The 25,715-nt window shown below is 34.0% G+C and carries 19 protein-coding genes and 5 pseudogenes; 9 read left to right on the top strand and 15 right to left on the bottom strand.

Features of this window, described 5'->3' with window-relative positions:
• Window positions 1-80 precede the first annotated feature (80 nt).
• Both ACOI1C_RS14785 and ACOI1C_RS14780 read left to right on the top strand, forming a co-directional pair.
• The gene (locus tag ACOI1C_RS14785; RefSeq protein ID WP_422511270.1) at window positions 81-1,289 is read left to right on the top strand and encodes a sensor histidine kinase; all 1,209 of its coding nucleotides are present in this window, start codon (window positions 81-83) and stop codon (window positions 1,287-1,289) included.
• A complete protein-coding gene (locus ACOI1C_RS14780; RefSeq protein WP_422511269.1) occupies window positions 1,286-1,933 on the top strand; it encodes a response regulator transcription factor in 648 nt (215 codons plus the stop codon). The genes ACOI1C_RS14785 and ACOI1C_RS14780 overlap by 4 nt, the downstream gene beginning before the upstream one ends.
• Window positions 1,934-2,472: 539 nt before the next feature.
• Here the strand turns inward: ACOI1C_RS14780 and ACOI1C_RS14775 are convergent.
• On the bottom strand, window positions 2,473-4,098 hold the full coding sequence (locus ACOI1C_RS14775) for an L-lactate permease (RefSeq protein WP_422511268.1): 1,626 nt from the start codon (window positions 4,096-4,098) through the stop codon (window positions 2,473-2,475).
• 36 nt (window positions 4,099-4,134) lie between these two features.
• Window positions 4,135-5,088: an L-lactate dehydrogenase gene (locus tag ACOI1C_RS14770; RefSeq protein ID WP_422511267.1), complete on the bottom strand. Its 954-nt coding sequence runs from the start codon at window positions 5,086-5,088 to the stop codon at window positions 4,135-4,137.
• A gap of 145 nt (window positions 5,089-5,233) precedes the next feature.
• Here ACOI1C_RS14770 and ACOI1C_RS14765 point away from each other — a divergent pair.
• Both ACOI1C_RS14765 and ACOI1C_RS14760 read left to right on the top strand, forming a co-directional pair.
• Window positions 5,234-5,332, top strand: a pseudogene (locus tag ACOI1C_RS14765) (hypothetical protein); the annotation flags it as partial.
• A 265-nt stretch (window positions 5,333-5,597) separates the two neighbouring features.
• Window positions 5,598-5,837, top strand: a pseudogene (locus ACOI1C_RS14760) (transposase); the annotation flags it as partial.
• Here the strand turns inward: ACOI1C_RS14760 and ric are convergent.
• Complete coding sequence (gene ric / locus ACOI1C_RS14755) at window positions 5,825-6,565, bottom strand: iron-sulfur cluster repair di-iron protein (RefSeq protein WP_422511266.1); 741 nt, start codon at window positions 6,563-6,565, stop codon at window positions 5,825-5,827. The pseudogene ACOI1C_RS14760 and the gene ric sit on opposite strands and share 13 nt — an antisense overlap.
• Window positions 6,566-6,876: 311 nt before the next feature.
• Here ric and ACOI1C_RS14750 point away from each other — a divergent pair.
• Window positions 6,877-7,257 (top strand): annotated as a pseudogene (locus ACOI1C_RS14750) (RNA-guided endonuclease TnpB family protein); the annotation flags it as partial.
• 317 nt (window positions 7,258-7,574) lie between these two features.
• Here the strand turns inward: ACOI1C_RS14750 and ACOI1C_RS14745 are convergent.
• Both ACOI1C_RS14745 and ACOI1C_RS14740 read right to left on the bottom strand, forming a co-directional pair.
• Entirely contained in the window at window positions 7,575-8,105 is a 531-nt protein-coding gene (locus ACOI1C_RS14745) for a hypothetical protein (RefSeq protein WP_422511265.1), read from the bottom strand.
• Window positions 8,106-8,253: 148 nt separating this feature from the next.
• A pseudogene (locus tag ACOI1C_RS14740) lies at window positions 8,254-8,865 on the bottom strand (tyrosine-type recombinase/integrase).
• Window positions 8,866-9,143: 278 nt separating this feature from the next.
• Between ACOI1C_RS14740 and ACOI1C_RS14735 the strand changes: the two are divergent.
• The 3 genes and pseudogenes from ACOI1C_RS14735 to ACOI1C_RS14725 all read left to right on the top strand — a co-directional run.
• Window positions 9,144-9,356, top strand: a pseudogene (locus ACOI1C_RS14735) (VOC family protein); the annotation flags it as partial.
• 818 nt (window positions 9,357-10,174) lie between these two features.
• Window positions 10,175-11,203, top strand: coding sequence for an amidase domain-containing protein (locus ACOI1C_RS14730; RefSeq protein ID WP_422511264.1), 1,029 nt, complete (start codon window positions 10,175-10,177; stop codon window positions 11,201-11,203).
• A 208-nt stretch (window positions 11,204-11,411) separates the two neighbouring features.
• On the top strand, window positions 11,412-11,795 hold the full coding sequence (locus tag ACOI1C_RS14725) for a hypothetical protein (protein WP_422511263.1): 384 nt from the start codon (window positions 11,412-11,414) through the stop codon (window positions 11,793-11,795).
• A gap of 353 nt (window positions 11,796-12,148) precedes the next feature.
• Here the strand turns inward: ACOI1C_RS14725 and ACOI1C_RS14720 are convergent, their stop codons facing one another.
• The 6 genes from ACOI1C_RS14720 to ACOI1C_RS14695 all read right to left on the bottom strand — a co-directional run bounded on the left by ACOI1C_RS14720 (window position 12,149) and on the right by ACOI1C_RS14695 (window position 20,504).
• Window positions 12,149-13,381: an IS701 family transposase gene (locus ACOI1C_RS14720; RefSeq protein WP_422511262.1), complete on the bottom strand. Its 1,233-nt coding sequence runs from the start codon at window positions 13,379-13,381 to the stop codon at window positions 12,149-12,151.
• A gap of 547 nt (window positions 13,382-13,928) precedes the next feature.
• Window positions 13,929-14,102 carry a hypothetical protein gene (locus tag ACOI1C_RS14715; protein ID WP_422511261.1) on the bottom strand — a complete coding sequence of 58 codons (174 nt, stop codon included), beginning with the start codon at window positions 14,100-14,102 and terminating at the stop codon, window positions 13,929-13,931.
• Window positions 14,103-14,903: 801 nt separating this feature from the next.
• Window positions 14,904-16,421 carry a hypothetical protein gene (locus tag ACOI1C_RS14710; RefSeq protein ID WP_422511260.1) on the bottom strand — a complete coding sequence of 506 codons (1,518 nt, stop codon included), beginning with the start codon at window positions 16,419-16,421 and terminating at the stop codon, window positions 14,904-14,906.
• Between the two features lie 780 nt (window positions 16,422-17,201).
• A complete protein-coding gene (locus tag ACOI1C_RS14705) occupies window positions 17,202-18,542 on the bottom strand; it encodes an MFS transporter (protein ID WP_422511259.1) in 1,341 nt (446 codons plus the stop codon).
• Window positions 18,512-19,873, bottom strand: coding sequence for an MmgE/PrpD family protein (locus tag ACOI1C_RS14700; RefSeq protein ID WP_422511258.1), 1,362 nt, complete (start codon window positions 19,871-19,873; stop codon window positions 18,512-18,514). Before ACOI1C_RS14700 ends, ACOI1C_RS14705 begins: the two co-directional genes overlap by 31 nt.
• The gene (locus tag ACOI1C_RS14695; protein WP_422511257.1) at window positions 19,860-20,504 is read right to left on the bottom strand and encodes a 2OG-Fe(II) oxygenase; all 645 of its coding nucleotides are present in this window, start codon (window positions 20,502-20,504) and stop codon (window positions 19,860-19,862) included. The genes ACOI1C_RS14700 and ACOI1C_RS14695 overlap by 14 nt, the downstream gene beginning before the upstream one ends.
• 95 nt (window positions 20,505-20,599) lie before the next feature.
• Between ACOI1C_RS14695 and ACOI1C_RS14690 the strand changes: the two genes are divergently transcribed.
• On the top strand, window positions 20,600-22,378 hold the full coding sequence (locus tag ACOI1C_RS14690) for a hypothetical protein (protein WP_422511256.1): 1,779 nt from the start codon (window positions 20,600-20,602) through the stop codon (window positions 22,376-22,378).
• A gap of 8 nt (window positions 22,379-22,386) precedes the next feature.
• On the opposite strand, the gene ACOI1C_RS14685 is transcribed toward ACOI1C_RS14690, so the two are convergent.
• The 4 genes from ACOI1C_RS14685 to ACOI1C_RS14670 form a co-directional block, all read right to left on the bottom strand.
• The gene (locus tag ACOI1C_RS14685) at window positions 22,387-22,551 is read right to left on the bottom strand and encodes a DUF2197 domain-containing protein (RefSeq protein ID WP_422511255.1); all 165 of its coding nucleotides are present in this window, start codon (window positions 22,549-22,551) and stop codon (window positions 22,387-22,389) included.
• Between the two features lie 141 nt (window positions 22,552-22,692).
• Window positions 22,693-23,442 carry a SagB/ThcOx family dehydrogenase gene (locus ACOI1C_RS14680; protein WP_422511254.1) on the bottom strand — a complete coding sequence of 250 codons (750 nt, stop codon included), beginning with the start codon at window positions 23,440-23,442 and terminating at the stop codon, window positions 22,693-22,695.
• A gap of 16 nt (window positions 23,443-23,458) precedes the next feature.
• On the bottom strand, window positions 23,459-24,799 hold the full coding sequence (locus ACOI1C_RS14675) for a YcaO-like family protein (protein ID WP_422511253.1): 1,341 nt from the start codon (window positions 24,797-24,799) through the stop codon (window positions 23,459-23,461).
• On the bottom strand, window positions 24,774-25,715 hold a 942-nt coding region (locus tag ACOI1C_RS14670; RefSeq protein ID WP_422511252.1), incomplete at its 5' end, for a hypothetical protein. The genes ACOI1C_RS14670 and ACOI1C_RS14675, both read right to left, overlap by 26 nt.

The raw sequence follows: 25,715 nt of genomic DNA, 5'->3' as shown, positions 1-25,715 counted from the left end.
TGAAGATCTTCATAACATTTATGATTTTCTATATGTACTAAATGACTTTCGTTTAATAATATAAAAAGAGATAAAAAGGAATGGTAGTGGTGCGAGTGAAAACCCATCAATGGATGTGGATGGATTGGTTGATATTTACCTTCAGATGCAGTTGGTATGGAACAGGGTTGATGTACTATTATGTTAATCCCGAGAATTTAGGCGGACTTTCCTATCTTGAATTCGTTTTTTTTGTTCTACTGGGTTTAATCATTCCTTTCATATTTTGGCGTCCCGGGTATATTCATCCAACTGGGTATGCGATTGCAGAGCTAATGGTTACAGGTGGATTTTCAGTGTATATCCATATAATTCTCGGCATTCATCTGAACACTTCAATTATTCTCATGCCTGTTCTCATGATCGGATACTTAATGACCAAAAGTACTGCGCCTTGGACGATTCCACTGTTTGTTATACTTATACCAGCAAGCCGGTATTGGACAATAGATAATCTATTTAATTTTTTCTTACAGTACACTGACATCCTTCTGTTTTTTGGAATTGGTCTTGGCTTTAACCTCATTACAAAATCGCAAAAGCGGTACAAAAATCTCCTGACCGAAAACATGAAGCAAAATGAACTCATTACGCAACAAAACAAGACTTTGGAGCAATATGCAGCAAAAGTAGAAAAGCTGGCTCTAGTAGAGGAGCGCAATCGTATGGCAAGGGATCTTCATGATTCCATCGGTCATCATTTCACCTCGGTCACCGTTGGGTTGGATGCTATTTCATACATGATTGAAACTCACCCCAAGCTGGCCGCAGAGAAGGTAAATAAACTTGCCGATATATCAAGAGAGGGATTAACTGAGGTGAGAAGAACGATTCATCAGATAGCTCCCGCAGAGGATGACCTTCCCTTATCCATTCAGCTTGAACAATTGACCAAAGAATTCGGGGAACATACCAGTACGGATATAAATTTTAATATAGAAGGTAAAGAACCTGAGTTGGCATCTCATATAAAGTTAACATTTGTCCGATGCTTGCAAGAATGTATGACGAATGCCAAGCGGCACGGAGAAGCAAGAAGTATATCCGTGAGTATTCGGTTTACGGAAGAATACATCGAACTAAAAGTTTATAATAATGGAAGAAGAATGGATGCGGGGAAATATGGTTTTGGATTAATTTCAATGAAAAACCGATTGGAAGAACGAAATGGTACGTTGCAGATTGAGAATGATGAGGTAGAGGAAGGTATTACAATCGTCTGTACAGTTCCGGTAGGAGGAAAGGCATGAAGAAAATTAAGCTGCTACTGGTAGATGATCAAGAACTGATTAGAGAAAGTTTAGCTTTTATAATCAATACAGATGAAGACATAGAGGTGGTCGGTCTAGCTGAGAATGGTCAGAGAGCAATTGAACTTGTTGAAAAACTTCAACCGACCATAGTATTAATGGACATACAAATGCCACTATTAAATGGTATTGAAGCAACTAGAGTCATTAAACAAGAATGGCCTAATGTGAAAATTATTATTCTAACAACGTTCCAAGAGGTAGAGCATGTTATTGAAGCTTTAAATCTAGGCGCGGAAGGTTACTTATTAAAAGCAATTCATCCCAAAGAATTAATATCAGGGATCAAGCATGTCCAAAATGATGGAAGTCTCTTATCACAAGATATGGTGAAGATTTTACTTAAGCAAGCAGATGCTCATACCTCTAAGGAGATAAGCAATAATGGAATGAAGTATAAATACGGATTAACTGAGCGTGAGGAGCAAATTCTGGAGTGTCTGGCGATAGGACTAAGTAACAAACATATTTCGGAAAAATTGTTTTTATCCGAAGGAACGGTCAAGAACTATATCTCAAGTATATATCACAAGCTGGATGTGAAGGACCGTTATCAAGCTGCTTTAAAAGTGAGAGACAATTAGAACTATTTTTGCCGTTAGAAGGGTTGAGGTGACTGTATTTAAAAATAGAAATGAGGAAGAAAAAATGAATTACTTTATACTCTTCCTTTCCCACAGCCATAATCGTCAACTCATCCTTACGATCGAACGTATACATTTCGCTTAACGCTTCATGTGCTTCATATGAGGTTGCCTCGTATCAATTTTGTTGGACAGAGCTACTCAAAACCTGTAGGCTTGTTGGGTTAATTCTCAGCATGCGATCATACTCATTTTCGTTCATAGGGTATCTCCTGTCTAATCCTTATCGTCATTTTTTATGTAATACGCTTTCACTTTTTATTCATTGGTTTTATTAGCTAGGATATGTTGCTTTGATTTGTTTTCACATAGATGAGGAGCGTATAACACCACTAAGGGACGATCAATTGATCAACAGCTTCGTTGTACAACGTCTATTTATCATAACGCAGCTAGCTAATCGCAAATAATCTCCACAAAAAAATCAGTCCCTTATCATTATCTAGAAACTGATGTTGAGGTGGTTATAGGGTTTTGATCTAACTCAAGGTTATGGATAGAACGAATGTCCAAATACAGATGATTACTAACAAAGCAAGACTGTATTTTAACGTCATCTTAAATAATGCGGATTCTTGACCTGTCGCCTTTACGGCAGCTGTCGCTATCGCTATCGATTGTGGCGAAATTAATTTTGCCATCACTCCTCCAGCTGTATTAGCAGCAAGAAGTAAGGTTGAATTGGTCCCTATTTGCGTCCCGGTAACAACCTGTAAATGACCAAATAAAGCATTATTGCTTACCACTGAGCCAGTGATAAATACACCGATCCAACCGAGAACCGGACTGAACAGAGGAAATAAATCGCCTGTTTTTGATAATGCCAGACCAATAGAAGAACTTAAACCTGCAAGATTAGCGACACTCGCAAACCCCATGACAAAACTAATGGTCATAATGGGAATCCATAACTCTTTTGATGTTTCTTTAAGCGATGCTAGTCCTTCTTTAAATGTAATGGTTGAACTAAACATGCCTGTTAACATAACAGCAAGTAAAATAGCTGTCCCCGTTGCTGAAATAAAATCTAATTTTAAAATAACATCAAGAGCAGTTTCTGTTGGTGCAATAGGAGGCGTTTTTATCACTTGTTGGTGTAAAAATGGCGCTTTTACTAAAACAATCGTATTGAAGAGAATACCACCTTCAAGAAACAATGCTTTAAATGCCGGGAAACTCCATACAGTCACCATACCCGTTAAAATATAAAATGGTGACCATGCTTTCACAATTTCCTTCATGCTATATTTTTTCACTTCTACTACTTCAGTTGTATTATTTTCTCGGTAGATCTGTTTAGGTTGCCATTTTTGTAAGAGCAAAGCAAGTGCACCCATACTAGCTAAAGCCGCTAAGATATTAGCAAGTTCTGGTCCTAAGAAGATCATTGTAAATAACTGCACGCCCGTAAATATTCCACTCACAAGGAGTAATGCTGGGAATGTTTCCTTGATGCCTTTAAATCCATCAAGAATAAAAATTAATAAAAATGGGATAATGAACGAAATCATCGGCAAAGTATATGCAAGTGTTCTAGAAAGATCAATTGCTTCTATATTGCCCATCTGTGCTCCTACGATAACAGGTATCCCAATCGCACCAAATGCTCCGGATGCGGCATTTGCAATTAAACATAATGCCGCGGCTTTTAGCGGCCGAAAACCTAGCTCTGCAAGCAGTGCAGCACAAATGGCAATTGGAACACCGAATCCTGCAGCCCCCTCTAAGAAAGCATTAAAGCAAAAACCAATTAGTAATAACTGTAGACGTTGATCTGAAGATATACGCGCAATACTTGCGCGTATAACGGTGAATTTACCCGTTTTCACGGCGACTTTGTAAAGCCAAACAGCCATCAATACGATATATCCTATCGGCCAGAACCCATTTGATATTCCTAAAAATGCGGCAGATAACGCTTTAGCGATCGGCATATCAAAGAACACAATGGAGACAATAAAACTAATTCCTAGTGTAAGAAGAGCAGCAAGAATTCCTTTCATTTTAAACAAGGTTAAAGCTAAAAAGAAAAACACAATCGGAAGAAAGGCCACCATAGCACTTATTAATTCATTGCCAAAAGGATCATATTGCTGTAACCACATACTAACGTCTCCATTCAAAATTCAATATTATTACATTCATTTAGTAAAATGAGGAGCTAAAACATCTTTTAAAACCTTTGCACTATGTTTAAATTGTTGCATTTCTTTTTCATTAAGCGTTAATTCAACAATTTCTCTGACTCCATTTCGATTGATAATGGCAGGAACACCAATATAAACATTTTCTTCATCGTACTGTCCATCTAGATAGGTGCTCACTGTTAAGATACTATTTTCATTTGTCAGGATAGCTTTTGTAATTCGAGCTAAACCCATCGCAATTCCGTAATAAGTAGCTCCTTTTTTCTCGATAATTTGATAAGCGGCATCACGAACGTTAACAAACAAGTCATCCAAATCCTTCATATGGTAATGTGAATTTCGTTCAATTAATGTATTGACAGAAACGCCTCCTATGTCAGCTTGACTATAAACCGGCAGCTCTGTATCGCCGTGTTCTCCAATAATATGTGCATGAACGTTAGCTGGCGCAACATTAAAATACTCACCAAGCAAAAAGCGAAAACGACCTGAATCAAGAATCGTTCCACTACCTATTACTTGTTCTTTAGGGAGACCGCTATATTTCCATGTTCCATATGATAAAATATCTACAGGATTAGTCGCGATAAGAAAAATACCATTGAATCCACTAGTCATAACTTGATCAACAATTGACTTAAAAATCTTTAGGTTTTTTTCGACGAGGTCCAAACGCGTCTCACCTGGTTTTTGATTTGCTCCGGCACATATACAGACGATTGAAGCGTCTTTGCAATCATCATAATTTCCATACCATGTTTTTGTAGGGTTTGGTGCAAATACTTTACCATGGTTTAAATCCATTGCATCGCCTATTGCTTTATTTTCATTTTGATCAATAAGGACTAATTCCTCTGTTAACGACTGATTAAGTAACGCAAATGCATAACTACTTCCAACAGATCCTGCTCCAATAACAACTACACGATTAATATTTCGTTGAATCATGTTCATTCCTCCTCTATTTTTTATAAGGCATATAATTGTCATTCACCTTACAAGTAAATGTTTAATTACTTATTAAACATTTGTCTAGCAAAACCCTTTACCGTGTAATCTGTACAAGTTATAAGGGTTACATGCAAAAAAGAAAAGGGGATATGGAAGCTTTTACGGTTGCCGTAATTACCCGCATTGTACAAGTACATTGAAAATAGAACAGCTGAATAAAAATTACAAAGCTTATTCTTAATCCTAGGAAATTTCAATGAATAGATTTAGAGATTAACTTTAATCAGAAAAATGGGTATCCCTATACCTCAGAATGACTTATATAAAGAAAGAATGTTCGGTCATAATGGTAAAACAAACGTTTCTTGAGAGGATGTTCCGATTGGGTAAGCACCAGTATATGAAATTAATTACGTTCTAAAAAAAATTCTCGAGCGAAAAATCTTGCCATTAGTAGTGATGCGTATCATTATTCGTAACGATCGCTTGCTGGAGCTGGCTTTAAACGCGAATATCAAGTTTATAATGCCAAAGAAAGTCCAGACCACTTACATTGGCTGCATACAGTTATTTCAAATGCAAAAGCGTTTGTTGGTGGAACCTTCCATGACCTTGACTCAAAGCATCTTCAATCTTATTTGAATGATTTTTGTTATCGATTTAAACGAAGAAAGATCAAAGGTGAATGGTTTAGTCGTTTATCCACTCTGTGTGCATCAACCGAAACCATTACCTATTCTGAGCTAGTCTTCAATCTTACTTTACTAATCCAACGCTCTCTTGCTTTTGGGAACAAGACATTATTTTCAATATGAACGTGTTTGAACAAGTCGTCCTCAATAGACTCTAACCTACGATACACTAACTGATAGGTGCCACAAGCTCCTTCAGGAGGAGTGAAGTCGTTAGTTATAACTCTTAATCTTTTCATAATGTCACCTGCTGCATCATGCTCTGCTTCTAATTCCATTATTTTATTAGTTAATATCTCCGTAGCTTCAAGAATATTATCTTGCTCAGCTTGAAGGATAGTAGGGAAGACTTCTGTCTCTTCTTTAATGGTATGTTGCTCTAACTCAGTTTTTAATTGGTGGAATAATTTGTGTACCTCAGCTAAATGAGGCTGATGGTGCCCATGAACTCTTAATACCTTTGTTACATATGGACTAAGTGAAGGTAGCTCTTCTTGTAAAAACAGATGATGTTTTTGAATAATGAGCTCAATGATGTCTTCGAAGGATGCTTGATCCCAAACAACCCCAAGCTCATTACGCTTAAGAGCATTCGAATATAATGTATTTAAATCAGAGATAACAACACTTGCCTCTAATTCACGTTCATTAAGCGCTTCTATTAATGGCCGATTTCCTCCACAACAAAAATCAATTCGGATTGATTTGAAATAATCACCTGCTTTGGGAAACTTTGCAACAATATCACCTACATTTGATTGTTCATGAAATACTTCTGCCATTTCCTTCGCCTCCATATAATTTTTACTTTTACACCTTTAGTCTACCCTTCATTGAATAGGGGAGAAGTGATGCAAGTCACTTAAAACACCTAGTCTATAGTAATAATTGTCACAAACGTGTGACAAATTTTTGTATATCATTACGTACTTGTTCGACTGTCTCTAACTAATAAAATATTGAGTTTAAGAGTGAAATCTTGTAAATAGTGATTTACCTCACAGATTACTTTTGTCTTTATTAATGTGATACCTTAACAACAACGGTGCCTTGAACCTTTCTCAATACTCCAAGCAAGCAATACCCTCGGGTGGAAGCACTAAAAAAAGTGAAACACCCCACTCCTGCTAAATACAACAAGGAGTTTGAGTGGCTAAAAGAAGTTGATTCGTTAGCGTTGGCGAATACTCAACAAAACTTAGATAAGGCTTATAAAGCCTTTTTTAAAGGGAATTCTAAGTTTCCGAAATTCAAAAGTAAACGACATAAACAAAGCTATACAACGAATGTCGTAAACTGAAATATTGAGTTGTTGGATGGTCATATCAAATTTGCGATGGATGGGTTGTTTGTTGATAGTGAGGATGAGAAAGCCAATTACACTAAGTTTTATCGACAAATGCTTGAGAAATTAACAAAAGAACAACGCAAACTTTCTCGTAAAAAGAAAGGTTCTTCTAATTGGGATAAACAAGGGGAAAAAACAAAGCCGAAAATGTACAGGTTACCTGTGTGCTTACCAAGTTAAAGAGATAGCCGCCTTTTAATTCACCCTACATTTTCTAGTTGAAATTTATGTACGTAAGGTTATATAATAGGTGTATCAATTAACCAGTGGTGCAAACACTGAGTTAATAAGAAGTCATTCCGTTAAAGGTTGGTCCCTTTAACATTAAGGAATGGCTTTTTTATTTGTCCGTTCGTATTAATTAAGTTATCTATCTTGCATGACAACAACAAAATAGAGGTTTCGGAAATATTCTGAAAACCACTTGGTGGATATTGTAAATCTTACAGCCAGCCCTTTTCCCTAAAAACTTTTCTTAATGCCTCGTTTACTAAGTCCGATCTGTTCCCCTTCCTAGTTCGATTGATCACTTCAATAACATCTGAAGTTAAATAAAAACTAACTTCTTTTTTGTCGTTGGTTGCTTGCAAATCAGTAAACAAACGATCTAATAGGTCCGTACTGTTACGGGTTTCTTTACTGGTAGTAGTACCAGTAACCTTACTGGTTTCAGTACCAGTACTAAAACCAGTTTCAATACCAGTATCAGTGCCGGTATCCAAACCAGTTTCAATACCGGTACTAACAGCCTTAACTTTTCTTTTGCTTGGTGATGAATAGTCGTAAATAGACTGTTCTAAAACGCTATTATCAGTACCTTCATCAAGAAACCATCCGCGCTTTCCACTAGTAAACGTACAGCCTGCCTCCTTTAATGCTGCCTTCGCTTTCTTTTCTCCAAACGTTAAACGCTCTTTAGCAATTAGTGATAACTGTTCTTTTTGAGTTAATTCTAAAATTTCTCTAATTTTCATTAGATCATCAACTCTCTTTCTTTTCGAACTAGTTAACAGCCTAAGCTATTATTTCAGTACTTTTTCGATATAGCCTTATGAAATCCCTTCATACATTTGCTGAAAGGGGATCTATAGACAAAAGAAAAAGGCTAGGATGGATCCCTGCCTAAAGCTTTCTACTTACGGGGGGCAATTTCCCAACCCCTAATGAAAAATTTTTCATATTTTGTTCGATTTGCTCCTCGGTAATCCCGATATAATCCAACGTGATTCGAGGATGCGAATGATTAAGAATCATTTGCAGTTCAGCCACGTCTTTAAACTGTTTATAGTGCCAGTATCCGAAGGTTTTCCGCATGGTATGTGTGCCGATTCCATCCGGCATATCGACCATCTGAGAAGCTTTATTCAGCTATCTGTACGCTTGTATCCTACTGATAGACTTATCTCCTTTACGAGAAGGAAAAAGCCAGTCCGTGCCTTCCAGTGTCTTTATGTACTCATTAAGCACCTGGTAGATCTGTTCAAGATGGATGGTTCTCGTTTTCTTCGTTTTGCCTTCTTTCACGGCCATTTTCTTTTTCCCTTTAACATCACGGATCGTTAAATTCAGTAGATCCCCCACACGTAACCCTGTATTAATCCCTACTAAAAACATGATGTAATCTCGTTCGGAACAATGCCGTTTTAAGCTCCATTCCATATCCTCAATTTGGTCGAGGGAACGAATCGGCTGCACGTCCTTAATTTCGTCAGTCTTCTGTTTCTTAGTAACCATAGCCGTGATGAACCCCTTTAAAATCAACGAATCGAATGTAACATAGTTTCTTCATTTCCTCAGCGTATCATGAGATTTGTAGAAGTGCAGTAAAATCAACAAACTGAAAGTAACTTACTATCATTTTTGTTACATTAAATTTATAAGACTTTTTTCGTTACCGTCTAAATAAAGTGGGGAAATAAGGAATCTACAATCCTACGTAGAAATAATCTAACAGGGAACATGATTCTATAAATGGTATCAGGTGGTTATTTTTTTAGGGAGGTGAACATCTTATGATTAAAGGATTATACGAGGCACATTTACCAGTTAGAGACATAGAACGTTCTATTAAATTTTATGAAAATTTAGGATTAAAACTTGCTTACAAAGGAGACAACATGACTTTCTTTTGGACGGAGAAAGGGAAACGTTGGTTAGGTCTATGGGAGAGTAACAAAGTGGATGTAGAATATCATCCATCTATTAGACATGTGGCGTTCTATGTAGAATGATGGCTGTGCGTTCTTTTGGATTGAAAAAGAGAAAAGTTGGTTAGGGCTATGGGAGGGTGAAGAGTACAAAATACCTTACCATCCTGCATTAAGGCACGTGGCGTTTAAAATACCCTTTGAGAAAATGAAAAATGCATTGAGGTGGTTAGAAGAGAAAGGGATTCAGCCTACCTCTTTTGGAAACAGAACTAGTGTTGAACCGTTTGTAAGACCTTATCAGAGTAATGCTTCAGTGTATTTTGAAGATCCGGACGGTAATAGCTTGGAATTTATGTGTTTTGTTCATGTCCCTAGACACTTACAAGATAATAACGAAAAACTTTCTTTAGGTGAGTGGGAACAATTTCTTAATAAATAATATATAATTCCTCAACTAACTGCGATAGCGCTAGTTGCAAATTTAGGGGAATGATCATCATAGTAAAATGATGGTCATTTTTTTCGTTCTACTCTTGATATATTTTCTTGATTATTTAACAATTCAATTATTTCTTTCGCTACTAATCAATGTGATGCGTCTCCTCTTTTTGACAAGAAAAACTTCGTCTTAGAGAATCTAATGAGACCACTTTCTCTAAAATAAAAGGGGTCATTCCTTATTAATATTTTACAATCATTGCAAATATTTAGTTTATATTGACAAATATCTGAATGCTGTTTATATTGAAAATAGTACATAGATAGTAAGAATAGTTTGATTAAATCTTAATTTTATATTTATTCTTAATATTCTTTTTTCTGTTTACTAATCATAAAAAATGGATGGGAAATAGGTATAAAAAAGTTTTTAGTAACCGGCAATGGCTTTTATAATGATTGCAACAACGTTACAGACTAGCCCAACTCTAGCTGCAGGGGAAGTAAATCTTCAAGAGAAAAATAGCTATAAATCAGAAGATATTAGTTTTTACCAAACGAGTTCAAATGATTTGGCAAATGAAAAAAAAGTTGCTATGGTGGAACATAAGGAAGCTATTAAAATAATTAAAGAATATATACAAACAAACGAGTTCTCCATTAAGAGTGATCTAGATAATCCTACTTACCAGCAATTCGTTTTATCATTAGGTGGTAGTTTTGATGAGTTTAATGAAGAGGATATGAAAAAAATAGTATCCTTCGTTAAGTTTATAGATTTGTATGAAAATCACTCTAAAAACGGTAAGCTTAAAGAATATAAAAATAAATTAAATAGCAAAAACACATTATCGTCACAAGAGAATATTGAATTAGGTAGCTTATTACCACTTTCATCGGATGATATTTCTACTCAGAATAACGTGACACCTATTTCCAATGAGGTATCAATTAGCACTGTATATTCAAATGGGTATAATAACATTGCTGCAAGAGATTATGCATATAAATGGTGGACTGGCAGGAATCCTAGTTATGGTTATTATGCAAATAAAAACGGTTGTAGTATTACAAATGAATCATGCTGGAATGATTGTACTAATTTCGTATCACAAGCTCTATACGCTGGCGGTATGAGGCTAAAGTATGGTAGCTCTTATACAAGTTCAGCATCTTGGAGCTATGGTGTAGTGCCATCTTATAGTTGGGGGGGCGCTCAAAACTTCTATCTTCACTGGAAGAATCGTGCTGGCGTAACAAGTTCATCTTCCGCATTACAAACGGGTGATGCTGTTAATGCAGACTTTCAAGGCGATGGTGATATGGAACATACAGCTATTATCACTAGGAACACTGGATCAGCTAGCAGTCAAAAGTATTTGACACAACATACATCTGATAAGAAAGAAACAACGACTCTAGCCAATTGGTATAACAGTGGTTATAAAGTTTATGGCTATGAGATGGATAAAGCATCAAATTAAACATTGATTATAAAATTTATAAAAGCGCAAACAAATAAGTTTGCGCTTTTATATATGAATATTTCACTAAGAGAGAACAAGCTTCTCGGACATTTTGAACCACTGTCACAGCGAGAGAACCACTCGCTGGCATGTTGATCACTGCCGTTGACTAATCTAAGCATAGGTGTATACATTTTTGACTAATAATTAAAAGGGGAGAGTTTAATTGAAAAAAATATTGCTAATAGCCGCCGCTATCATTGCAGTTGTTGTTACAACTTTTTTTATTGTTAATAATTGGATGTATCCAGATCTTCCTATTGACTCCATAACACCTAAAGAAGCAATTCAAAAACTAAATGAATCCGATCAAGATTTAGTAGAAATTTCAAAGGAAAGTAATCGAGTTTGGTATATTACAAAAAACCCCAAAAGTGGTGCGGTAGAAGTTGATGAAAATATAAAAAAATTTATTAGCAGTAATGGCTGGGATTTTAAAGAGATAGACGGTAGTGGCTTATTTTTTGAAAAAAATGGTGAAACCTTGATTGTAGTAAAAGAAATGTGGACAAAACGTTATGTCCTTGTTAAAGTTCCTTCTCATTTTTAGAAATTTATTTTGTTTAACAAATAGCGAATTAACTATGTGCTAATTATTACATAATCAGAAAACGCTATTCTAGAGTAATGAAAAAAGTTAAATTTATCAAATATTGAGAAATTGGACTTTTAAATATTGTAATTTCCTTAAAAAAGAGTGGCTTTATCGCCACTCTTTTTTAATCAATATACTTATTTTTAAGCGAATCTGAAACGATACCACCGATTACCATTAAAACTAATGGTAAAAAGTTACTTAAAAACTTGAATGCCTTTTCTTCTAAAATTACTTGACTCTTGCATTTTCTAGCCAGATCCCTAAAAAAGGTCAGACTGGTAGTGTAAGCAGCTTAAAGGTTTTTTTTAAGCTGTAAGTTTAAGTTCCTTCAGCACGTCGGCGAGTGATTTTTTAGATAATGCCTGTTCGTAAGCGTATACCGCAATCTGACCGAGATGGTCTTTCCGTATCCTTCGGACAACATCTCCAATCGTTAGCGGTACTTCCTTTTTCCATTCATGACGTTGGTACTCTAAGAAGTTGTAGGTCAAGAACTCAATACACCAAAAACGCTCAATGCCTTTGTTTGAAAGAAGTTGATATTCGTCAAAGCCTAATAAATCCTTGAAGTATCGATATCCGGTTTCAATGTTCCAGCGCACATTATAGTAGCTTAGGATCGTCACGAGATCCAGACTACTATCTGTACAAAGGATACAAAACGGAGTTTTGCTTGAATCGAATTCGTTTTCCCAAGACAATAAGACTTTGGCGCTCTCTGTATCGCTTAGATGTCCTTCATATGTGTAGATTTTATAGTCATGACGCCCCACTGTAACAGAGTGGAGGTCAGACTTCTGTATATACGTCGAAGCAAATTCAGATATCTTAATACCAATGCCAATTGGATAGATCTTACGATTTGCTCGTAGTCCTCCAATGAGATGGAAACCCTTTTGACTACATTCATCGATAAGTTTTCTACTTGTGTACCAGCTATCAACTAAAACATATACTTGCTCGTCAGTAGTTGATTTGTATGATTCAATCAGTTCAATTGCTAGGTCATTCTTACTCTTGAAGGCAAGACCTTGTTCTTGGCAATAATGTTCTCGAAAGTAAGACCTGAAATCCCATGCGAAGGAATACCCCTCGCTAACAATATGTGCTGTTACTATACAATGAGACCACATGCTTTTCCCGTCAGAGTGTGAAAAATGATTATCTAGTCCCTCCATTTGTTTTGTGGAACGATCTTTCTTGGACTGGGTATCATCTATTATGAAAAAAGTAATGGAACGGGAATCACCTTGCTTCAAACGGGCTTTTTTAATCCTTTCCATCATGAACTGAATACGTCTCCGATTCACGCGATTCGGACACCACGGAGATTCATTAAGGAACCTCGTCATACAACTTAGGTGACGCTTTTCATGAGTTGACCTCCGAATTTGTGAAACAGTCTTACGACCGTCGGTTAATATGATCCCTTGCATAAAGGTTAGAACATGATTTAATTGTGGTTTTGAAAGTTCAAGATTTAGGGCTAAAATAAATTTGACGATAAAAGAATAGAAGGTTACCATAATGTTAGACATTCTCCTTTTTTTTGGGTATTTGGGTTGTGGTAAACACAAATTTCACCAAAAAGGTAGGAATGTCCTTTTTTATTTTACCGTTTCGACAAAGGTTCTTAGCATTTGAGCGATTAAGACAAGATTTTATCTGACAAGATTTTTGCAAGAGTCAAGTTATTGACTAATTAAATTAGATAATCATAATCTTATCAGATAATTTGACAAAATTCTATCGTCTTTTCACTCTGGCCCGAAGGATAAGATTCCCTATTAAACTAAAAATCCCCTTAATGAATACACTTCACCCGTTTAGAGTGAAATACATACATTAAGGGGATTTCCCTTTAGCTCATTCAATTAACTTTCTATATTGTAGCATGAAATCGAAATATATCAATTATGGTAAGCGAAATTTGTAAACATTTAGCTAGGTGACAAACGATCGATTGAAAGCTTTTCTTCTATGTCATTTGATATTAAAACGTTAGGACAGATTATCTTAAAGTCTATGACACTTTTACTTAAAATAAAAAAGATGGTAGGACATGATCCACACCATCTTTACTAACTAAAAAACTAATTCAAGCTGACCATTTGTTGCTATTGAAATAGCATTTTCAGCTTTCTCTTTTACCGATTTCATTGACTCACTAACCTTATTAAAGGCTTGTTTCATAAATGTAGCAGCAATGGTGTTAGCTATCGCTTTAATCACTTGGCAACTTAAAGATTGTCCCAACATCTCAAATCGTCTTGTGATGTTCGTGTGTTCAGGGAATTCAAACCATCAAGGTACATCTAATATTTTTCTGATTTCACTCTCGGTGAGGAATCTCCAATGCTTTTTATCTTCATGTGAGCAATAATTACAACTGTCATAAAAAAGGGGTAAATAAGCATGAAATAATAACATAAAATTGTCATTTACAATATTTACTGATGGCATAAAATATTGGTTTCAATAATTACAGTTGACATAAACTTATTTGACACGAAGTGATTTAAGCTTATACTAGCGCACTAGATAGGGGCGGCATCGTTTCTATATAAAAATATCACCTTTGATACTAACCAAAATCGCATTGGCTTTAATTAGTTAAAGGATGTTATGGAAATGTAGTTGTGCTATCGAAAAGAAAAATACTGTCTAATGGTATATGTTACGTTCCGTGTTTTAGACACTAGAACTCCTCATATTTGGTATTTCTTTTGCGTTTGTGGGCGAACCAATTTCCGTTTGGATACACTCTTGTTCAAAATGTGAAATGGCACTATATTTATTCTCTTTTTTATTACTTTTTGATTGGTTTCATAGTTAGATGGTTAATTCTGAAGTTAAATGGTACTGATTAAACCAATTAAAAGAGATCCTCGGCTTTGAAGATCTCTTTTTATACTTAAGCGTCAAATAATACATTTTGTGGGAGAGCAGGACCTTTATGTTGCTATAACTAGTTGAAAACCTTCTTATCAGTAATTTTTTAGTGAATTTTTAAAGTTTGTATATCCAATATAGCGTTCTATTTAATAATAAACTAAATTACTAATTGACCTTAGCTAGTTTACTAATTTCATAGTCAATATATGTTCTTAAATCAGGATAACTCCTACAATAATATTCTTGCAAACCTGCCTTTTTTAGTATTTTACAGTATGATAAACTTTCTCCCCTTTCGGTAATTTCTCTTATGGCAAGTCCACATAAATTCTTATATTTCATTATTATAGTTTCATATAATAAACGATTAGCAATTGATATTTTATATTTTATATATTCATATAAGTCAGGATAATTTTTACTTATTGTTATCTTCGTAACACCTAATAATGTGTAGACCTCCATACAGGTGGGCTTTATGTTTTCATATAAACACTCATTCAAATATTGGTCAAATATTGGTTTCAACTCTTTTTCTTGTCTTAAGTGTCTCATTTTAAATTGATTAATTTTTGCCTCCAATATAAATTGTGTTAGGCAGTTTACTTTAATCGTCTTTATATTGCATCCAATTAAATTAGCAACAACTCCTATTGAGATATCATTATCTTCATTTATTAATTGAGTAATAGCTTCATTTATTTTCGATCTCCATTTATCTTTTGTCTTTGTTTCCTGATTCTTGCTTTCATCAATCAAAAATTGTATATGCTCTTGAATTTCCTTAGTATAGTAGATATAGTAAAACTCTAATTGATTCCAGTTATAGTCTTTTTTAGCAAGTGATTTTAATTTACCGACATTTTTTGACTTCAATAATAAATTCTTCAATATACCTTGTTTAGAATTTATATGTGTTGGTCGATAAAGTTCATTTTGTATTAAACTATTATTTAATGAGTATCCAATAGTTTTATTAAGAATGTTATCATCTAACTCAATTTCTTTATAAAACAAACTTTCTAAATCACTTAACTCTTTTAAATAAGGGAGTAAGGTGTAGTATGTTTCTATTATTCCATCAGTGTTCTCCCATGCTTGGGATTCTCTATTATACCCATAGGTGAGACTACATTTTGTACAGTATGTAGTCTTAGTGTACTTTATCCTTCTTTGGTTTAATTTAATAAGTGTTGAAGAATCATCATCACCTTTACACCAAGGGGCTGGGCACTTACCTAACTCATATTTGTCGCCTTCTGAATTACCATTTCTTTTTATAGTATCTAAAAAAGATTTTGGGACATCAATAGCGCTAAATTCTTTTAACGAAATTTTATAATACCTTAAAGTTCTTAGTAGATTTAATGGCGTGATATTTCGATTTTTATTTATTTTTTTTTTCGCTAAACTTGAAATTTGACAATTGTAAAAATCAATAAAATGAGGGATAGGGATGTTTGTTATGTCGTCTTGAAGACTTATAAAGTATAAGTAAGTAATAGTTAATGATTCCATTATTGAAAAACCATCATGTTTCTGAAATATCTCTTTATGAGATAACATGAATAACCAATCTTCGGATTTTCTTAGTTCATTTGAAATATATGCTATTGATAAATCTTCTGGTTCTATAAAGTAATCTAACCTTCTACCACAATTATTACATTGCTTCCCCAACATAGTTGCTTCGTCACAATAACGTAAAGGTATATTACAATTAGCACAAAAATTTTTAAATAAAGAAATGATTGATACAAGGATACTAAGTTGACATTTTTCTCTTCCAAGATAAATAAGCTAATCGGAATAGCTTATTTAGATTTTTAATTTTTTGTTAAGGCACCTATGTAAGTTGATTTCATAATTACAAATTTTAAATAAACACAGTCCTTCAGAATATGGTTTCGGTTCTGGGCTTTTCCTCCTTTGGAGGAGCCTGATTTCTTGCTTCAAAGTGTATAGCAATAGCATAATGGCAAATTTTTCAACCGTAATAACCAACGATTAATGGAATAATATTATTTATTAAAAATCTAACTTTGGCTGTTTTAATTTAATGCAGAGAGTGCAGTGCATTGAGTATTGTAAGATCTGGAGGATACTCGGAATTAATATTTTCCAGCTAAGTTCGATAATAAAGCTGATGGCATCCGAGGGGTAATAAGCGCAATCCACCAATAAAAAATGGATTGCTTTAATATATTTATCTTATACCTAATTCCGCTAGTTCTTCAAAGAAGTGACGGTGGTAATGTTTGCTTCTTAAATCACGTTTCTAATAAAGTAAACTTTTTTAATCTTTAGAGATTAATAGATAATTTTATCAGTATCAGCAATTTGAGGTTTTCCAAGAAGAATACATTGCGATTGATGCCAAACATTAGCAGTCTAGAGAACCGTCACCCAAACTAGAGAAAATCCCAAACTAGAATCAGAGAAACGAGGTTGGGAAAGGAACATCTAGGCTTGGACTCTATACCCATCTGCATCTTCAATTGTTTGTATTTTTCTAACAGGAGAAATACTTAACCATAATATTGCTAGTATATATCCAATAGCCAGAATCAACAAAGCTAATCTTAATTCTATGAATGTCCCCAGTAATCCTCCGAAAATACCTCCTAAAGGCATAGCTCCTCGAGAGATAAACCGATTACTAGCATTAACCCTTCCCAATATTTCCATTGGAGTAATTGACTGCCTAAGGCTCACTTGACTTACAAAATATACAGTATTACCAAATCCTGTTATAATTTGACCTAATATGAGCAATGTCATTGCAATTATTATTTGTTCATTAGCAAAAGGAACAATTATGCTACCCACAGTTACCATAGCAACGGAACCAATAATAGAAGGGCCAATGCCAAATTTTTCTGAAATTCTTCGAGAAAAAAATGCTCCTAATATTCCTCCTATACTACCTACTCCGAAGATTATTCCAATTTGAGTAGGATTAATTCCTAAAACTTTTATTATAAAGAAAATGTAAACTGCGTCAAATGCTGTTCTAAAAAAATTAAGAATTGCTGTTGAAGCAGAAATAGATCTTAAAATGGGATGCTTGACTAGAAGACCCATCCCTTCTCCAATTTTCTTGAATATACTACTATCGAATTCTTTTATTGGCTTTGGCTCTTCAGCTTTAATCCTCCATATAAAAATAGTAGAAACAATATAAGATATAGAATCAATGAGAATTGCTATAGGGGCTGTTAAAACTGAAATAAGAACACCAGCAACGCTTGGTCCAGAAACTTGTGCTATTGACCGGCTTATTTCTAATTTACTATTCCCATCAGACAAATCTTCTCTCTTTACAATAACAGGTAAAAATGAAAGGTAAGCAAGCTCAAAGACCATTGAAAAAGTGGCAGATAAAAAGACAATGAAATAGAACATAAAAAAGTTCAGCATTCCTAACCAAGCAAATAAAGGAATTAAAAGTAAGAAAAAAGCCGTTAACAAATTGGATAATATTAACAAAGGTTTCTTTTGATTTTGATCAATCCACACCCCTGCAAATAAACTGAAAATAAAAAAGGGAATAGTCGCCATTGCTTGAAAAAGCCCCATTTGAAATGGGTTCGCACCAAGTAAATAAACAGCAGTTAAGGGTAGTCCAATTACTGTTATTTGGGAACCAAACATAGAAATGGTTTGTCCTGACCAAAATAAGCGGAAGTGTTTATTAGACTTAAATAATGAGTTGGAATCTAACCTCATATTATGAATGCCTCCTAAATGAACAAAATGGTTACTATTTACATCTAAAAGAAATTCTCCTGTAATCTTATCCATTCCTGCGAATCTTTTTTTTCTATGTTCATAATATAATCTACATATTTATCAATTTGCTTAACGGTTAACGAAGATCTTGCACACTGATAGAACTTTTCATAGATTCTATTAAAATCCACTTCACTTCCATTATCAGTTAATTTTATAGTACCAGTCAATACTTGCCCGCTCTTATACTCCAACCTAACCCAACCATTTATTTGATTTTTATCATTAAGGGCATCTTCATCTTTTATATACTTAATTTCAATTTTTTCCATAACCCTTTTTACAGTAGGATTTTGTACTTCTCTCTCTGTAAATAGTTCCAATGTTAGATCCTCGTAGATTAGCACTAACGCAAGATTAAATAAAATACTGAATTTGGCCTCGTCTATATTATTCGGTTCATCAAACATGCTAGCATTTTTAATAAACTCAGGTAGGATTAGGTGGACTTTCTCCACAAACTCTCTATCCTCATTGGTGTTTTCAAGGATTTTTGAAACTTCCATCATCACATGATGAAAATAACCACAGCAAGGATAAAATTTATATAGAAAATTCATTTCATCGAGAATCCATGGTTCTCCAAATCCCCTATAATTCCAATCATTTTCATAAACTCCAGATAATAGTGATAGGTTTTCTAGCCATTTTCCTTCACTTATTAGTTCTGCCCCATTATGAAGTAATAAGGTCGCAGACAAAGCCTCTCTTCCAGATACAGCTACTTGATATGGCTTTGATAAAGTACCGAAACTGCTTTTAAAACCAGATATTGATGCACCTACTAATCCAAAAGCATTTCGGAGCTTTTCATCAGGATATTCAAGCATCCACCCTAAGGAAGATGCAATCGCAAATCCTCCTAAAACAGACGTAGGATGAAATCCTTTCTCTTTAAGACTCCATCCAAAACTCATTCCTAATGTTGTCATAGTCTCTAGTCCGATTAGAATGGATTTCAATAATCTTTCTCCGCTTATTTCCATATAATCGTAAACAGAAATTAAGGCTGGATATAAAATAACTGAAGGGTGACCAAATGTACCATATAGAATATTATCGAAATCATTTCGATGACCAGCATAAATATTCAAAAATGTTGCATCTAAAGAAGACACTTTCTTATTACTTCCCCAAACATAACTAGAACCTCCTCCCAAAGAGCAATAAAACTCATGTATTTTTTTATAATCCTGAGTGTTTTTTGCCATTAAAGCTACCCCTAATGAGTCCAAGATTGATAGTTTTATTTGGTCAAAGTGAGCAGTAGGAACATCTTCATAGGACGTGTTGCAAATAGTTTTTGTTAGATTTTTTAGAGAATTAGATTTATTCCCCTTCATATTTCAATTCCTTAGACAGAAAATTAAATTGAATGGCATATCGAACTCCATTAGTAACGCCACTAACCGCATGATAAGAGTGAGGACCATGAGCAATACCTACTGCTGAGTTATGTTTAGGAACAAACGTGTTTACAATATCTGATGGATTGGATGATCTAAACACTCCAAATGTCCCCCCCATTTCTTCATTCCATCCATCGTTTAAGTAAGCAATCATTCTATGAGTAAAGAAATATTGGTAATCCCTATTTATTGGCTCCATATAATCTGTATGAATTAATGTTCCTTCTCCCTTCACATATTTTTGAGCAAAAACAAGAATATCTTCTAAAAAAGAAACTTCGAAAATGTCTTCTACTTTTTTCTTTAAAATTTTTAATCCTTCAATTGAGAAAACATCTTTTAATTCCGCAGGAAGGTTCTCTGGTGTAATGTTGAACCATGAATTTCTGTAAAATTGTTCATTTTTTTGAACAAACAAATCATTGTCTTTAATCCATTCTAAAAGATTGTTGCTCACTTTCTCTGTAAATACATTCTCAGCATAGAAGTGTTTAAATGGCATTAAACTTTTATTCACTTTAGAAAACTCTAGAAATGATGTTTCTTCACTTAGTTCTTTTTTCATCACACTCAACTCCAACTTAACTAATTTTTGATATATTTACAATATATGATAATATTCTATTATTACTTTAACTAATTTTATGAGGAGATTTTGACTTGAAGATACCTATAAATGAATGGAATTTAAATTCGATCTTTTCAAACAAAAATAATTATCAAGAATTTCGTCAATTTTTGAATACACTAGATTCTGATTTACATTTTTTTTGTGAACAACTTGATTATTTAGAGAGTCCAAGAGATATTTTACCCTCAAACATTCAATCCCTATTTAAGAAACTACAAGATATTATTGAACGTTTAGGTCTTGCAAATGGGTATTTGGTTTGTCTTCAAACGGATCAGGTAAATGTAATTAAATATAAAAAAATAGTTACAAGGTTACTTTCATCATATTTCACAGCTTCTTTCTTTGTAGATTATTACATTGGAAAAATCCCGGAAGAAAATTGGTCTATTATTATATCAGATGAATTGGTCTACCCTATTAGCTTTTCTCTTGAAAAAAGAAGATATAATTCTCGTAGTTTTACCTCACCAACTGTAATAAGAATAATCAATAGTCTTACACCAATTGGCTTGCATTCTTGGGAAGAGCTCCATTCCACTCTCTTGAAAAAGGTGGAAATAGAAACACAACGAAAAATAAAGCATTTTAGTAATATTAAAACCAATGAATTTAATATGCATGAGAATATTAGAAAGCAAGAATTTGAAATAAGAAATAAGACATTGTTCGAAAACCAGGATCTATTTGCTTCGATTCTAAACAATCTTTCTGGGTTTAGGCTAGCTATTTATGAGGTTTTAAATAAAGATTCTTTCTTAACAGAAGCCTTGTTTGACATTAACAATATGTCCGAAACCTCGTTATGGAAAATGTGGGAAGTGATTGAACTTAATAAAGATAAGTTACATAAATATCTGAAAATTAAAGCAGAGATATTAGGAAAAGACCGATTAAGCTGGGAAGACTTAAATGCTCCTATTTTGAAATCCGACAATACCGTTGAACACTCCCAATCTGTTGATCTCATCATAGATGGCTTATCCTCATTTAGTACAGATTTCAAGGAATTTATCCATACCTTTTTTCAAGAAAGTTGGATAAAATCTGAAAATGATCCTACCAAAAAGCGTTGTGCCTTTAGTTTGAATTTTGCGAACAAAAAACAGTCCAGAGTATATATTAATGTACCTAACGATCTTAGCTATACTACTACATTAGCTCACGAGCTTGGTCATGCTTATCATTATCATGTTCTGTATGATTTACCTATACTGTCCCAAAATTACTCCTTGAGTATGGCAGAAACAGCATCAGCGCTGACTGAATTAATAGTCACAGATAGTATTATCAACGAACAGTCTAGTGTTAAAAATATTTTATCTTATATGAATTTAAAGATGGAAAACAATGTCGTTTTTTTATTAGATATTTATTCTAGATTTCTCTTCGAGTACGAATTGTATCAAAATAGACAGCACGGAGTTCTGAACTCTGAAAGATTAAATGAACTAATGGAACATTCGCAAAAGAAAGCTTTTGGGAATATGATTGAAAATTACAATCCTTCCTCATGGTGCTCGAAAAACCACTATTATAAAACAATGGTACCCTTTTATAATTTTCCATACGCTTTTGGCTGTCTGTTTAGCAATTTTCTTTTAAGTAGATTTAAACAAAATAGTACAGATTTCGTAAAAAATTTCGAACAATTACTAAAAGACACTGGAAGTATGACCATAGAAAATCTTATATTAAAACACTTTAATCTTAATCTTCAAGAAAATTACTTTTGGCAAGAAGCTATGGATTGCATTATTAATGATTTAGAGAAGTTTGAAGAGACCGTAAATACACATAGGGATTAATTAATATCTCAAAGCATCATTTTTCTAGCATCAGATTCTATTTTTTCTTTGCAGCTATTACAGATATATTTACCCTTCATGTTTAGTTTAAATTTTTTATATTGAGAGTTATTTTCATCAAGCTCAAAGATTTTTTTGCACAATAAGCATTCAACATTGTAAAAAAATAACAAAAAGGCCTCCTTTCTTGTAAATAGATCAAGCTTACTGCTTGATCTATTATATTACACTTTATTCAATCTCGAATTTATTAATAATAATTCCAGTTTTTTTATATCTTATACTCTAATTTTTTCTATTGGTCCTGAAAAACCTCAGGGTAGTACACAAGAATATAAGGGGATTTCTCTCGTTTCTTCTAAATCAAGTAATCTAGAAACGAGCACGTCAACAAAACCTCCAATGGGTGCCATAGGAATATTCATTGCTGTGGAAAGAAGGCATATATTCTGCATTAAATGACCAGCTTCTATTAATGCAAATCTATAGCCTCTTTCACCATACTTCATTATATTTCTATTCATTACTGAAGTAAGAATAATAATTGCTCTTGAATGAACAAGATCTTCACCAAATATTTCCTTTATTTCCCTTTCCAAATTTTTGTGGAATAGTAGAGCTAAACTCTCTTTTGATAATTCGTAGTGATATAAACCTTTTTCTAAACCTACAATATTATTAACGATTATATAGCATTCCAACGGAAATCTTGCACCCGCAGAAGGATATACTCTTCTTCCAATATTCAAATCTTTAGTTTGATGGGGTTTACGGAAGCTAACAGAATTTCTTATCAACGTAGAGAGATCTTTTAAAGCTAAAGGTTGGTCACTACTATTTGTTTTGCATGAACTTCTAAGATGAATTGCATCTATTAATTTCATTTCAACAGAGACGTCATCTTTAGAGAGCTCAATATTAAGTAGCCGCGGGTGCGTCTTTTCTTCTACTTCAGTCCATTCTTTAGGCCAATTTTTAGGATTTGTCAAAGTTTGATTTCCAAGTGTAACATGCGCATTTTTACTGTTATCATGAAATATTTGAAAGCTCTTTCTATTATGCAATGTCATTCAACTCCAGTTATCCAAATGGGTGAGGAATCATGTTTAAAGAATCAGGATTCATTCTTTCACCACCAAATTCTAATATCCTGTTTGAAAAGCTACATTCAGGTTCAAATAAGTGCATGGGTTGAAGACCTGGAACTATTACCTTTACAACCTTCACGCCATAAGATCCTATATCATAAGTGGTAACATCTTTTATAATTATGTCGCCACCCTTTTCTAACACAACGTTAATTAATTCTTTAAGTCGTTCTTCGTTCATTTCATCCCATTCTTTAAACTTAATAGATTTCTCGTTTGAATCATCTTGATAATCTAAGTGATGTAGCATCTCTGGTTGGCTCCATAAAAACGACCGTCTGTTCGCTGTATCTAATTTAGAATAGTCATTTAATGCTATTAACGATTCTTTCCGTGCTTCCTCCATAACTCCACGAATTCCTAATCGTAAGCTGCCTGCTTCAAGAATGGCACCGAGGATGGCACTTTCCTGGCTAAAAGAGGCTTTTGCTCCAACTGTACAGGTTGGCCCCACTCCCGAACGATCTATTATCTTACAAACCACTACGGGAACAGGAATGTCTAAACTATAGTCATAAATTTTATATTCTAAGTTATATCGTTTGAGAGAATCAATAAGTGATTTAAGAGTTCCCGAAACTTGAGATAGATCAATTTCTTGGCACTTGATTTTTCTATAATGAACAATCATAGTTGAATCACGCTCAATAACTTCTAACAATCCTCTTAGAATTGCTTTACCTAAAGTCAAACCTGCAGCAGCCCCTGTAGTTAATGGATCTCTTAAGACAGGTTCACCTTGTTGAAATTGGTAGGGTAAATAAACACACTGAGCAGGAATTAAAATTTCTTTTCCATAACGAATGGACCATGCAGAGGTCCACATCATTTTCTCCTCGCGTAACTCTTCTCGGCCACTTTGTTCACTAGAGACGAACTTCATTGGATCTTCAACTATAACCCCAGACTGTGTTAACTGATTGAATGAAGAATATATTAATCTTTCAATCTTATAAATTGATAAACAATATCTTTCAAAACTTTCAAATAAAGCCCCCACCCTTGCTTGATCAGGGTATAGCGACCGCCCACCTTCAGCTTTTACTGTCTTATATCCTCCGTGAGAATAATTACTAGTAGGAAAGATTTCTGCACGAAAAGCAGTAAAATTTGGTTCGTCACCATAATAATCTTGTTCTTTATCAAAATAGCGAATAATACCTAAGGAGGGATCAACTAGACTCATAAAAGAATTTAGATACTTAGTAGCATCTGGTTCTTTTTTTAAAATTGATTTTACTAATTGGTCAGCATCCGTATATTGTAGCTTCATTATATATTCCTCCCGCTACATTACATATTTCACATCCTGGAACCTCTAATATACTTGAGCTCCTTAACCTTCCTTTATCGAAGTCATGAGAAATAATATGTCCAAGGGAAATAGGCACTTTCTCTTGCAAAGAGAAACGTAAACATTCCATTGTTAGATACTGTAACGCAATGTTTTGATTTAGAATTACTTCGGCTGACTTTGGTAAATTTATGTTTTCTGATAAATGATCTAAATACCATTCTGTAGTATTGTCACTATTAGATTGAAGTCTTTGCCAATAACATTCAAAACATGCACTCTGACCGGGTAGTGCCAAAGGACCCAACTCAAAAGAACTAGCATAAATTCTAAGACTTAAAAAGGGAATACCGTTACTAATTGATATTTCATTTAAATACCTAGCTTTCCTTATATCTGCAGATGAATCAATAAAAATTACGATGTTACTACTACTTTTGCTTATATCTTTAACCGATGATACAGTTTCAATAGTTAACTCATTAAAATTCGAAAAATCTAATGTATCATCTCGTTCAACAATAAAATGTTGAAACCCTACCTTTTGAAGAAGCTCTATCATTTGTATAATGATTATAGGTTTACCGAATAGACTGAGAGTAACATTACTAATTTCTGTTGTATTATGTTTACTAAAAATCTCCTTTTCGTCAATTAGAATTTTTTTCTCGATTAAAGAATCCAAAAAAGCACTCCATAGTTCTTCTTCAATAGGTTCATTCGAACTAAATACCTTTACATCCAATTGCAAAGGAATCTGTTTTATATTTATTCTACGGAAAAATCCAACTCCCATGCCTCTCAAAACAGTACCTTTAGCCTCTTCAGAGTTATAAAAACAAATTTCCTGTCCATTATCAAATATATTGAATTTTGGGTTTAAAACTAATTTATC

Origin of the sequence: Bacillus sp. DJP31 (assembly GCF_049310945.1) — a bacterium.
Classification (GTDB): domain Bacteria; phylum Bacillota; class Bacilli; order Bacillales; family SA4; genus Bacillus_BS.
The sequence above is the reverse complement of the archived record's forward strand: the minus strand, read 5'-3'. Positions and strand labels throughout refer to the sequence as shown.